This is a genomic window from Actinomadura sp. CNU-125, assembly GCF_001942465.1.
Classification (GTDB): domain Bacteria; phylum Actinomycetota; class Actinomycetes; order Streptosporangiales; family Streptosporangiaceae; genus Spirillospora.
The window spans coordinates 1-11,110 of sequence record NZ_MKJY01000170.1; the positions used below are offsets into that span (position 1 = coordinate 1).

17 protein-coding genes are annotated in these 11,110 nt (G+C 72.3%); 8 read left to right on the forward strand and 9 right to left on the reverse strand.

What is annotated here, in order from left to right; translation table 11 throughout:
• Window positions 1-153: 153 nt before the first annotated feature.
• The 3 genes from BJF79_RS20490 to BJF79_RS57290 form a co-directional block, all read right to left on the reverse strand.
• Window positions 154-1,419: a delta-60 repeat domain-containing protein gene (locus tag BJF79_RS20490; protein ID WP_075899647.1), complete on the reverse strand. Its 1,266-nt coding sequence runs from the start codon at window positions 1,417-1,419 to the stop codon at window positions 154-156.
• Window positions 1,420-1,501: 82 nt separating this feature from the next.
• Window positions 1,502-2,191 carry an MBL fold metallo-hydrolase gene (locus tag BJF79_RS20495; RefSeq protein ID WP_075899649.1) on the reverse strand — a complete coding sequence of 230 codons (690 nt, stop codon included), beginning with the start codon at window positions 2,189-2,191 and terminating at the stop codon, window positions 1,502-1,504.
• Between the two features lie 112 nt (window positions 2,192-2,303).
• Window positions 2,304-2,540 (reverse strand): DUF397 domain-containing protein, encoded by a 237-nt coding sequence (locus BJF79_RS57290; RefSeq protein WP_075899651.1) that lies wholly within the window; start codon window positions 2,538-2,540, stop codon window positions 2,304-2,306.
• Between the two features lie 226 nt (window positions 2,541-2,766).
• On the opposite strand from BJF79_RS57290, the gene BJF79_RS20505 reads away from it, so the two are divergent.
• Together BJF79_RS20505 and BJF79_RS20510 are read left to right on the forward strand one after the other, a co-directional pair.
• Entirely contained in the window at window positions 2,767-3,348 is a 582-nt protein-coding gene (locus tag BJF79_RS20505; protein WP_075899653.1) for an RNA polymerase sigma factor, read from the forward strand.
• Between the two features lie 25 nt (window positions 3,349-3,373).
• Entirely contained in the window at window positions 3,374-4,363 is a 990-nt protein-coding gene (locus BJF79_RS20510; RefSeq protein ID WP_075899655.1) for a CU044_5270 family protein, read from the forward strand.
• Between the two features lie 70 nt (window positions 4,364-4,433).
• Here the strand turns inward: BJF79_RS20510 and BJF79_RS20515 are convergent, their stop codons facing one another.
• Entirely contained in the window at window positions 4,434-5,063 is a 630-nt protein-coding gene (locus BJF79_RS20515; RefSeq protein ID WP_262402325.1) for a TetR family transcriptional regulator, read from the reverse strand.
• A gap of 259 nt (window positions 5,064-5,322) precedes the next feature.
• On the opposite strand from BJF79_RS20515, the gene BJF79_RS60860 reads away from it, so the two are divergent.
• From BJF79_RS60860 to BJF79_RS20525, 3 genes are all read left to right on the forward strand, one after another.
• Window positions 5,323-5,676: an acyl-CoA dehydrogenase family protein gene (locus tag BJF79_RS60860; protein ID WP_262402326.1), complete on the forward strand. Its 354-nt coding sequence runs from the start codon at window positions 5,323-5,325 to the stop codon at window positions 5,674-5,676.
• A gap of 116 nt (window positions 5,677-5,792) precedes the next feature.
• Complete coding sequence (locus tag BJF79_RS60865) at window positions 5,793-6,452, forward strand: acyl-CoA dehydrogenase family protein (RefSeq protein WP_262402327.1); 660 nt, start codon at window positions 5,793-5,795, stop codon at window positions 6,450-6,452.
• Complete coding sequence (locus BJF79_RS20525) at window positions 6,453-7,625, forward strand: acyl-CoA dehydrogenase family protein (RefSeq protein WP_075899658.1); 1,173 nt, start codon at window positions 6,453-6,455, stop codon at window positions 7,623-7,625. It abuts the gene before it with no gap.
• Window positions 7,626-7,667: 42 nt separating this feature from the next.
• Here the strand turns inward: BJF79_RS20525 and BJF79_RS20530 are convergent, their stop codons facing one another.
• Entirely contained in the window at window positions 7,668-8,270 is a 603-nt protein-coding gene (locus tag BJF79_RS20530) for an HD domain-containing protein (RefSeq protein ID WP_075899660.1), read from the reverse strand.
• Between the two features lie 161 nt (window positions 8,271-8,431).
• On the opposite strand from BJF79_RS20530, the gene BJF79_RS20535 reads away from it, so the two are divergent.
• A complete protein-coding gene (locus BJF79_RS20535; protein WP_262402328.1) occupies window positions 8,432-8,779 on the forward strand; it encodes a YybH family protein in 348 nt (115 codons plus the stop codon).
• Here BJF79_RS20535 and BJF79_RS20540 read toward each other — a convergent pair.
• Complete coding sequence (locus tag BJF79_RS20540; protein WP_075899664.1) at window positions 8,776-9,372, reverse strand: dihydrofolate reductase family protein; 597 nt, start codon at window positions 9,370-9,372, stop codon at window positions 8,776-8,778. The two genes, BJF79_RS20535 and BJF79_RS20540, sit on opposite strands and share 4 nt — an antisense overlap.
• A 193-nt stretch (window positions 9,373-9,565) precedes the next feature.
• Between BJF79_RS20540 and BJF79_RS20545 the strand changes: the two genes are divergently transcribed.
• Complete coding sequence (locus BJF79_RS20545) at window positions 9,566-9,853, forward strand: ArsR/SmtB family transcription factor (protein WP_075899666.1); 288 nt, start codon at window positions 9,566-9,568, stop codon at window positions 9,851-9,853.
• Window positions 9,850-10,239, forward strand: coding sequence for a VOC family protein (locus BJF79_RS20550; RefSeq protein WP_075899668.1), 390 nt, complete (start codon window positions 9,850-9,852; stop codon window positions 10,237-10,239). The genes BJF79_RS20545 and BJF79_RS20550 overlap by 4 nt, the downstream gene beginning before the upstream one ends.
• 3 nt (window positions 10,240-10,242) lie before the next feature.
• On the opposite strand, the gene BJF79_RS20555 is transcribed toward BJF79_RS20550, so the two are convergent.
• The 3 genes from BJF79_RS20555 to BJF79_RS20565 form a co-directional block, all read right to left on the reverse strand.
• Entirely contained in the window at window positions 10,243-10,698 is a 456-nt protein-coding gene (locus tag BJF79_RS20555; RefSeq protein ID WP_083733613.1) for a gas vesicle protein K, read from the reverse strand.
• 5 nt (window positions 10,699-10,703) lie between these two features.
• A complete protein-coding gene (locus BJF79_RS20560) occupies window positions 10,704-10,916 on the reverse strand; it encodes a gas vesicle protein (protein ID WP_075899670.1) in 213 nt (70 codons plus the stop codon).
• On the reverse strand, window positions 10,906-11,110 hold a 205-nt coding region (locus BJF79_RS20565), incomplete at its 5' end, for a GvpL/GvpF family gas vesicle protein (RefSeq protein ID WP_187357029.1). The genes BJF79_RS20565 and BJF79_RS20560, both read right to left, overlap by 11 nt.

The following is an 11,110-nucleotide window of genomic DNA, read 5'->3' on the forward strand; positions in this document are numbered from 1 at the left end:
GCGCGGGCGGCGGCGGCCCGGCGGGCGCGGCGGCCGCGCGGTGGACGGTCGAGCGGTGGACGGTCGTCCGGCCCGGCGGCACGTCCGAAGTTCGGCGGCGTGTCACCGTGCCGTTCCCACCCCGTCATGCCCGCTCCTCTCGCCAGTGCAGACTTACCGTAGCGGGAACATGCCGATGCGCCCATGGAACTCGTGGCCGAGTTCGTCGGTGTCACTGCCCACGAGCAGGCCCTTGGGCGTCGCGACGAGCGCCTCGACGCCGTGGCCGCGGCTGCGGGTCGGGTTCCACGAGAGGGCCTTGCCGGTCTTGGGGTTCAGCGCCGCGATGCCCGGACGTGCGACGGAGCCCGGTCCGGGGGAGTCGGAGCCGTACGGGTTGTCCATCCAGCGCTGGTGCCCGCCGACGTAGACGGCGGCACCGGTGACGGCCGTGGACAGCAGCGTGTCGCCGCCGGTGTGGTTGATCCACGTCGCTTTCTGGCCGGAACCGGTCTTGTTCGTCTCCCAGCGGGCGGCGGTGTCGCACATCTGGCGGGGGCCGTACGGGCCGCCGGTCGTCGTGACGACGAAGTAGGAGCCGTCCGGGGAGAAGTCCATGCCGCGCATGTAGGTGTCGAACGACTGCCGGTTGCACGGCGAGGTGTACGCCTCGGTCGCCCAGGACGTCACCGCGGCCTGCTTCGCCCCGGTGTCGATCATCGCGATCTGGTAGCGGCTCTTGCCCGCCGCCCGGGTGAACGTCCCGCTGACGACCAGGCGGGTGTCCTGCGGGTTCACGATGAGGTTGGCGACCTTCAGCGTCCCGGCGCGAGGCTGGCTCAGCGTGATGGCGAACGTCGGGTCGAGGGCGCCGGTCGTGGCGTTGAGGCGCGCCAGCCCGGTGACGGTCTTCTTCGCGACCTGCGTGAACGTCCCGCCGATGTACAGCCGGTTGCCGCGCCGCACCATGGTGGCGACCTTCCCGCGCGGCACGGCGGGCTTGAAGGACGTCACGACCTTGCCCGTCGACACCTGCAGCCGCGCGACGGGCCCGGTCGCGGCGCCCGCGACGTTCTTGAACCGGCCGCCGACGTAGACCGTGCCGTCCGGGCCGGGCTGCAGCGCGTAGACCGTCCCGTCGATCTTCGGGACGAACGTCGTGCTGATCTTCCCGGTGGACAGGTCGAACGCGAACAGGTTGGCGCGGGCGGTCGCCTTCGCGCCGCCGCCCGCCTCCCGCACCTGCTCGAAGTTGCCGCCGACGACCACCGTGGAGCCGACGACCGCGATGGCGCGGACCGTCCCGTCCAGGACGTGCGGCGTGCCGTCCACCGGGTCGGCCGAGACGACCGCGGAGTGGGCGATGTCGGCCTGGGCGGCGGTGGGGAACAGGAGGGCGGCGCCGAGGAGGGTCGCTGCGGCGGCGGAGCGCTTGCGCATGTCGGTCTCCGGGGGAAGGGCGTTGACGCCGAGAGTTCTACCACGCAATCGATCAGCGCGCGCGGGAATCGGCGGCCCCGGATCAGGACTGCTTGCCGTGCCGGATCCGGTGCACGACGACGAGCCCCAGGTAGTCCTCGGACGGTTCGGTCAGCGCGTCGTTGCGGGCGCGTTCGTCGCCGAGCGTCCACACGGCGTCGTCGGCGGCGGGGGCGGACGAGCAGAAGCTGCCGAATCCGTGCGTCGGGTAGACGCGGGCGTCGTCGCCCGCGAGTCCGGCGAGGCGGTGCGCGGAGCGGTACTGGGCGCGGGCCAGTTCGCCGGTGCGGGACGGGGCGACGAGGTCGGGGCGGCCGACCGTCCCGTAGAGGAGCGAACCGCCGGTGAACAGGGCGGTTCCGCCGGGTCCGTCGACGATGTAGGCGAGGTGGGCGTCGGTGTGGCCGGGCGTCGCGACGGCCCGTACGCGCAGGTCGCCGACGTCCAGTTCGTCGCCGTCGGCGAGGGGGCGGTGGCCGAACGCGAGGAACGCGGCGGCGGGCAGGCCGTGCTCGGCGCCGGTGGCGCGGGCGAGTTCGAGGCCGCCGGACACGTAGTCGTTGTGGACGTGGGTCTCCAGGACGAGCGCGCACCGCAGGCCGCGTTCGTCCAGGACGCGGGCGACGCGGTCGAGGTCGCGTTGCGGATCGACGACGATCGCGTGTTCGCCGTCGTGGGCGACGTGGCTGCGGTCGCCCAGTGCCGCGGTCTCGATGATCTCGACGTCGGTCATTGCCGCCCCCTTCGGCCGCCCGTCGCCCCTGTCGGACGCATACGTGCCCGGTGAAACCGGGACGATTCGGCCCCGCGACCCGGGATTCGGGTGCGGGGCCGGAGGCGGGGGTTCAGGAGCCCTCGGTCGGCTCCTCCTCCAGGAGGTCGTCGAACTCGCCGTCCTTGACGCCCGCGATGAAGGCGTCCCACTCGGCCTCGGTGAAGTAGAGGATCGGGCCCTCGGAGTTCTTCGCGTCGCGCATCACGACGGCCCGCTCACCGAAGTCCTTGTGCTGGACGGGAACGTCCTTGCCATCGATGAACTCGATGATGACCCCGTCGCTGAGGATCGGTTCCTGCTCGGTCACTGGCACACCTTCTTCGTCCCGGCGCTGTCGGGACCCAAGGCTAGTGCGGAATCGCCCGGTCACACAGCGGAATGCCCCGCCGCCCGCTGTAACGTGCCGCCCCGTCCGAAGAAAGCGCGAACGCGCGCCGGGGGATCGGCGAAGCGGGAGTGACCGACGCTCACGGCGGAAGGCACGACATGATCCCTGACCCCCCGCGGCCCCCCGATCCGGCGGGCGGGCGCGCATGACGGCGCCGACCGTCAGCGGCGACGCCGAGATCGTCCGGCGCTCGGTGACGGAACCGGAGTGCTTCGCGGCCCTGTTCGACCGGCACTATCCCGCGATCCACGGGTACGCGGCGCGCCGCCTCGGCCCGGTGATCGCCGACGACGTGGCCGCCGAGACGTTCCTGATCGCGTTCGACCGGCGCGACCGCTACGACGCGTCCCGCGCCGACGCCCGCCCCTGGCTGTACGGGATCGCGTCCAACCTGATCGCCCGGCAGCACCGTGCGGAGGCCCGCCAGTACCGGGCGCTGGCCCGCGCCGGGACCCGCGACGTCGAACCGGGGCACGCCGACCGCGTCGCCGGACGGCTCGACGCGCAGGCCGCCCGCGGGCCGCTCGCCAAGGCGCTGCGGAGGCTGCCGCGCGGCGACCGGGACGTGCTGCTGCTCGTCGCGTGGGCCGACCTCGGCGTCCAGGAGGCGGCCGACGCGCTCGGCATCCCGGCCGGGACGGCGCGGTCGCGGCTGCACCGGGCCCGCAAGAAGATCCGCGCCGCGCTGGGCGCGAAGTTCGAACTTCGAGAGGACGACATCCGATGAACGACATCGAAACCCTGCGCGAGGCGTGGGACGAGCCCGCCGCGCCCTCGTCCGGGGCCCGTGCGGCGGCCCGCGCCGCGCTCATGGACCGCACCGCCGGACGCGCGCCCGCCGGGCCGGACGGTCCGCCGCGCGGACCGTCCGGCTCCCGCGCCTCGGGGTCGGGCTCGCCGCGGTCGGCGCGCTCGCGACGGCCGCGGTCGTCGGCGTGACGGTGCTGCAGTCGGCGGGCGGCGTGGACGAGAACGGGCGGCCGACCGCGGTCGTGCCGGGCGTCCCGGCGGCGCCGGTCGCGTTCGCGTCCGAGCTGCTGGAGCGGGCCGCGAAGTCCGCGGAGGCCCGCCCGTTCACGCCGCCGCGCCCGGACCAGTGGATCTACACCGAGCACCGGGTGCGGCGCGGCGACACCCCGAACGGGCCGCTGTCGGACGACCCGGCCGACACCCGGACGAGCCGGAGCTGGAAGCGCGCTGACGGCAAGGTCCTCGCGTACATGGAGAACGGGAAGCTGGAGAAGTCGCCGATGATGCCCGCGTCCTCGCCGCCGCAGGACTACGCGAGCCTGGCGAAGCTCCCCACGGATCCGGACGCGCTGCTGAAGTGGGCCTACACGGAGCCGGGCGACGTCGCCGAGGGCGTGCCGACCGTGGAGGGGAAGATCAGCGCGTACGGGAAGCTCAGCGTGATCCTGCGGGACAACGTGCTGCCGCCGAAGGTCGAGGCGGCCGTGTTCCGCGCGATCAAGAAGATCCCGGAAGTGACGCTCGTCAAGGACAAGGTGGACATGGCGGGACGCCAGGCCATCGCGCTCGGCCGGGTCACCGAGGGCTACCTGCACGAGGAGATCCTCTTCGACCCGGAGACCTACGAGTACCTCGGCGAGCGCGCGATCGCGATCAAGGACAACACCAGCCGCGGGGAGGACATGGTCCTCTCGGTGCGCAAGGGCGACCTGCTGCGGCTGACCGTCCAGGTCGAGGCGGGGATCGTCGACGAGGCCGGGCAGCGCCTGTGAGCTGACCGGCGGAACGCGGCGGGCGGCGGAAGATCCCTTCCGCCGCCCGTCCGCCGTTCCACCCGCCGTTTCAGCCGCCGAGGAGCCGCCCGGCGGCGAGCTCCAGCCGGGCCTGGATCTCGTCGGCCCCGGCCTGCCCGCGCAGCATCTCGATCATCTCCATCGTCCAGACGGCGGTGAGCGCGCGCGCCATGACGCGCTGCGCGTCGTCCGGGTCGGCGTCGGTTCCGGGGCCGACGGCGGCGCGCAGCAGCAGGGCGGTCATCCGGTCGCTGAAGTCGGTCTGGACGTCCGACAGCAGCAGCGACCGGATCAGCGCCGCGGCCAGCTCCGGCTCCCGCATCAGGCCGCGGGTGGCGCGCATCAGCGCCTCCACCGCCCGCTGCGCGGACGTGCCCGCGCGGGGCGGGCGCCGCTCGATGCTGCGTTCGAGGAGGTCGATCTCCTCGCCGACGACGGCGACGACCAGGTCGTCCTTCGAGGGGAAGTAGCGGTAGAGGGTGCCGAGCGCGACGCCGGCCCGTTCGGCGACGGTGCGCATCTGCATGGCCTCGATGCCGCCGCGCGACGCGAGCGCGGCGGCGGCCTGGACGATACGCTTACGCCGCTGGTGCTGGCTGCGGGACCGCGCGTTCTGGCCCGCCCGCCCGGCGGGCTGCCCCGCGCTCTCGTCCTCGGCCACGGTCGGCTCTGCGGTCACGGTCCTCATTCCCTTCGTGCGGGCGCGTTCGCCCGCCGTGTCGCCCCCAGCCTACAACCAGTGCAAGAACCTGTTATCTGAACGGTCGATGCCGGGCGCGTCCTCGGGTGCCCGTTCTGCGTTCGTCCACGCGCCCATGCTAGGCGAATCACGGCGCCGGGACCGCTGATCACTCCCCCTGGACACAAAGTAGAATCTGTTCTACTTTCGGCCATGGGGTCGGCGCGGCCGGCCGCAGCTGCCCGAAGGGAGCGGATGAGTGGACTTCAACCTCGACGAGACGCGGAGCGAACTCCGCGGCCTCGCCGCGGACGTCCTGGCCCGCGAGGCCACGGCCGAACGGCTGGAGGCGTTCGACGGGGAACACGGCAAGGGCGGCCCCGCGTTCGACGGCGGCGCCTGGAAGGCCCTCGCGCAGGCCGGGCTGCTCGGCGCCGTCCTGCCCGAGGACGTCGGCGGCGCGGGCCTCGGCCCCACCGGGCTGGCGGTCGTCCTGCGCGAGGTCGGCGCGCGCGTCGCGCGCCCGTCCCGGCGTACGCGTCGCTGGCGCTCGCCGCGCTCCCGATCGCCGAGCACGGCACGCCGGAGCAGCGCGCGCTGCTGGCCCCGCTGACCGCGGGCGAGACCGTCCTGACCGGTGCGTACCGCGAGGTCGGCCCGGCCGGCGAGGTCGCCGCGACGGCCCGCCGGGACGGCGACGGCTTCGTCCTCGACGGCGTCAAGACGTTCGTGCCGTGCGCCCGCGAGGCCGCGCGGATCCTCGTCCCGGCACGGGTCGAGGGCGCGGGCGTCGGGGTGTTCCTGGTCGAGCCGTCGCGGGTGACGATCACCGCGCAGCCGTCGGCGATCTCCGAACCGCTGTCGCGGATCGCGCTGGACGGCGTCCGGGTCGGCGCGGACGCGCTGCTCGGCGGACCGTCCGGGACGGACGGCGCCGCCTGGGACACGCTGCGCCGGACGGCCGTCGCGGGCGCCGTCGCCGTCTCGTCCGGGGTGATCGAGGGCGCCCTCGACCTCACCAAGGAGTACGTGAAGACGCGCGAGCAGTTCGAGCGGGCGCTCGCGCAGTTCCAGGCCGTCACCATGCAGATCGGCGACGTCTACATCGCCAAGCGCGCGCTCGACGTGGCCGTCTGGGCGGGCGTGTGGCGGCTCGCCGAGGACGCCCCCGACACCGACGAGGTGCTGGCGATCGCCGCCTTCAACGCGTGCGAACCCGTCATGCAGGCCCTCTACACCTGCCAGCACCTGCACGGCGGCATCGGCCTCGACGTCACCTACCCGCTGCACCGCTACTTCGCCTGGGGCAAGCACTACGGGCACCTCCTCGGCGGCCCCGAGGACACCCTCGACGCGCTCGGCGCCATCGTGCAGGCTCAGGAGGTCTGAATGTTCATCGACTTGACCGACGAGCAGAAGAAGCTCCGCGCCGAGCTGCGCGAGTACTTCCGCAACTGCCTGACCCCGGCGCAGGCCGAGGCGATCCGGCAGGACCCGTTCGGTGAGGCGTACATGGAGCACACCCGGCGGCTCGGCCGCGACGGGATGCTCGGCGTCGCGCTGCCGAAGGAGTACGGCGGCCGCGGCTACGGCCCCGTCGAGCAGACGATCTTCGCGAACGAGATCGCCTGGGCCGAGGTCACCTACCCGCTGATCACGCTGAACTCCGTCGCGCCGACGATCCTGGAGTACGGCTCCGACGCGCACAAGGAGTACTTCATCCCGCGCATCCTGGCGGGCGAGTGCCACTTCGCGATCGGCTACAGCGAGCCCGGCGCCGGCACCGACCTCGCGGCGCTGCGCACCACGGCCGTCCGCGACGGCGACCACTACATCGTCAACGGGCAGAAGATCTTCACGTCGGGCGCGCAGCACGCCGACTACGTCTGGCTCGCCGCCCGCACCGACCCGGACGCCAAGAAGCACAAGGGCATCTCGATGCTCATCGTCGACTGCAAGGACCCCGGGTTCTCCTGGACGCCGATCATCACCATGGACGGCCGGCACCACACGAACTCGACGTACTTCCAGGACATCCGGGTCCCGGCCGACATGCTGATCGGCGGCGAGAACAAGGGCTGGGACCTCATCGTCAACCAGCTCAACCACGAGCGGGTCACGCTCGCCCCCGCCGGGAACATCGGCCACACCTACGACCGGTTCGAGCGGTGGGCCCGCACCTCGGCCGGACGGGACGGCCGCCCGCCCATCGAGGAACCGGCCGTCCGCCGCGCCATCGCGCGGGTGCGCGCGTACCTGCGCGTCAACGAGCTGCTGAACTGGCAGGTCGCCGCGAACCAGGACCTCGGCTGGCTCGGCGCCGCCGACGCGTCCGCCAGCAAGATCTACGGGTCGGAGCGGATGCAGGACGTCGGCCGCATCATCGGCGACGTCCTCGCACGCTTCGGCGACCCCGGCGACCCGGCCACCGCCGACTTCATCGAACGGCTCGACGAGGGCGTCAAGGGCGCGCTCGTGCTGACGTTCGGCGGCGGCGTCAACGAGATCCAGCGCGAGCTGATCTCGATGATCGGCCTCGGCCTGCCGCGCGCACCGCGCTGACCGGCCGGAACGTGCGCCCCGGGGGAGTCGCGATGAGAGGAGTCAGCTGGGTGCGGTACCGGAGTCGACGGCCGCCAGATCGGGCACGCCGAACCGGCCGCACATCTCCTCGAAGGCGGTGACCTTCTCGTCCCCGAACCGGCGGACATGCCGGGCGAACTCGTCGGCGGGGACGAACCGGGGCGGATCGCTCTTGCTGTGGAACTTGTCGGCGTACATGACGAGTTCCTCCTCGACCGTCTCCGCCAGGTAGTCGGCGACCGGCAGCGGCAGCCCCTGCTTCCGGACGTCCGCGCGGGTGAGGCCCACGCCGGTGTGGTGCGAGCAGAACCGGCAGACGGCCTCGGGGAACCCCTCGTCGGCGAGGATCTCGTACCCGAGGATGCCGTGCCGGATGTACCCCGCGTGGTCGAAGCCGCCGTCCGCGTCGTACAGCCGGTAGACGCCGATGTCGTGCAGCAGGCACCCGACGCGGACGAGTTCGGCGTCGAGTTCGGTGTCGACGCCGAACTCCCGGCGGTCGAGCAGTTGCTCGGCGATGCGCCAGACGGTCTCGCAGTGCGAGTGGACGAGGTCGAACGCCTCTTGAGTCGGGGCGTACTTGGCGTGCAGCGCACGAACGTCCTCATCACTCAAAAGCCGCATCGCATGATCTTATCAACCGACCGCGGACCGGAGGCTCCTCGCGGAGGCGCGCCCCCGAACCACTTCCATAAGCGTTGCTTCTGCTCACTAGAAACAACATGTCTTGGACTTATGGCTCACCGGCTCCCCATCATGGACGCATGCCGAACCATGAGAAGGCCATGCGTCCCGAAGACATCACCCGCCTGTTCGTTGAACGTTCCAACGCGGGCGACGCGGCCGGGGTGGCGGAGCTCTACGCGGAGGACGCCGTGCTGGCGTACCCGCCCGGCGCCACCACCGTCGGCCGCGACGCGATCCGCGAACTGTGGGAGAAGGTCCTGTCGAACCGCCCCCGGTTCGAGCCAGAGGAACCGCTCCCCACGCTGGTGAACGGCGACATCGCGCTCACCTCGACGCCGCCGCGCGACGGCGCGGGCGCCCGCGCCCAGGTCGCCGCGCGGCAGCCCGACGGGAGCTGGCTGCGGATCCTCGACCAGCCCGAGTTCGTGACGCCCGCCGCCGGCTAGCGCGTGAGGCGGTAGGTGAGGTGGGTGACCAGGTCGGTGCCCGGCGCGTCGCCGGGCGCGCGCACGCCGAGGTCGCCCACCCCGTCGAACAGGCGCTCGCCCCCGCCGAGGATCACCGGCGCCACGTGCAGCCGCAGCTCGTCGATCAGCCCCGCCGCCAGGTACTGGTTGACGGTCTGCGCCCCGCCGCAGATCGAGACGTTCTTCTCGCCCGCCGCCTCCCGGGCCCGGACGAGCGCCGCCGCGATCCCGTCGGTGACGAACTCGAACGTCGTCCCGCCCTTCATCGGCAGCGGCTCGCGCGGGTGGTGGGTGAGGACGAACGTCGGTGCGTGGTACGGGGGCTCCTCGCCCCACCAGCCCGTCCAGTCCAGGTCCCAGTCGCCGCGTCCGGGCGCGAACATGTTGCGCCCCATGATGTAGGCGCCCGCCTCCAGGATGCCCTCGACCGCGTCGGCGTTCTGCTCGCGCTGCTCGAACATCCACCGGTGCAGCCGTTCCCCGCCGACGCCGAGCGGGTTCTCCAGGCTCTGGTCCGGCCCCGCCACGTAGCCGTCCAGGGACATCCCGATGTCGCAGGTGACCTCGCCCATCTCGCAACCCTCCGTTCGCGGCGCCCCCGGCGGGCGCCCTCACCCATCGATCGGAGCCGTCTCCCGCTTCTCGACATCCCGCCCCGAGATTTTTTCGGCCGACTCGCCGTAACCACCCATCCCTCGCCGGGGCGGAGATAAACGAGCACGTCAAGGCTTGATAGGCAAGCCGTGACTTGCATATGATCGGTGCGTGTCCGATGATGTGTTCAAGGCGCTGGCCGACGCGACGCGGCGCACGATCCTCGACGAGCTCACCGAGCGCGACGGGCAGACCCTCTTCGAGATCTGCGCGCGGCTCACGAACAGGCACGGGCTCGGATCGTCCCGGCAGGCGATCAGCCAGCACCTCGCCGTGCTGGAGGAGGCGGGCCTGGTCCGCACCCGGCGCGAGGGCCGTTACAAGTTCCACGACCTGGAAACCGAACCTCTTGAGCGCATCGCCGACCGGTGGCTCAAGCCGAATGGGAGGCAGCGATGAGGATCCACATCACGAGCGTTTTCGTCGACGACCAGGCGAAAGCCGAACGTTTCTACACCGACGTGCTCGGGTTCGTGAAGAAGCACGACGTCGACCTGGGCGAGGCCCGCTGGCTGACGGTCGTCTCGCCCGAGCAGCCCGAAGGCACCGAACTCCTCCTGGAACCCGACGGCCACCCCGCCGTCAAGCCCTACAAGGAGGCCCTCGTCGCGGACGGCATCCCCGCCACCGCGTTCGCCGTGGACAACACCGGCGCCGAGTTCGAACGGCTGCGGGCCCTCGGCGTCCGGTTCACCCAGGAACCCGTCGACATGGGGCCCGTGACGACCGCCGTCTTCGAGGACACCTGCGGCAACCTCCTGCAGATCGAGCACATGAACCAGTAGCGGTCACGGGGGCGGGAGGAGCGTCCCGAGCGGACCGAGGTCGAGGTTGAGCTCGTCCATGGTCAGGCCGTGCCGCTCGCAGAGATCCTCCATCCGGTCGTAGAGCGTCATCAGCGTCATGCCGATGCGCTCCTCCTGCTCCTCGGTCAGGTCGCCCTGGTCGACGCGGTGCAGCGCCGTGCGCTCCATGAGCTGGCGCAGCAGCTCGACGACCGTCAGCACGAGCTTGACGAGGTCGCGCTCGACCGTCTCGGGGTCGGTGTTCAGGCGTTCGGCGACGCTCGGCACCTTCGGCTCGCCGGGCGGGGCGGGCAGCAGCTCGAAGCCGCGCGCGGCGTCGGCGTCCGCCACCCCGTCCAGCCGCAGGTCGCCGGACGCGCCGGGACGGCCGGACGCGCCGGGACGGCCGGACGGGGCGGGGCCCCTGGACGGGGCGGGGCGGCGATGTTCTTCGGTCACGATGCTCACCACGGTGCGGGGTCGTCGGGGGTGACGGAACGGACGACGGCGCGCAGGTTGATCCGGACGAGGTCCACGTCGGCGATCGACAGCACCAGGTCGCCGGTCAGCACGGCCCCGGTGTTCAGCAGCCGGTCCAGCAGGTCGATCAGCGCGACCTGGTGCCCGGCGAGCGCCGGCTCGTCGTCGAACCCCCGCAGCAGGACGTCATCGCCCACGCCGGTCCCCGTCCTCGACGTCGACGCGCGGCGTCCGCGGCGTGGCGAAGCTGTAGGGCGCCCACGGGCCGGTGACCTCGACGCGCACGCCCGGCAGGTCCCGGGCCGACTCCCGGACGGCCGCCGCGAACTCGTCCGTCGCGTCCATCGGCACCAGGTAGGCGTCGTTGGTGATGTTGCGGCCCTCCCCGGTG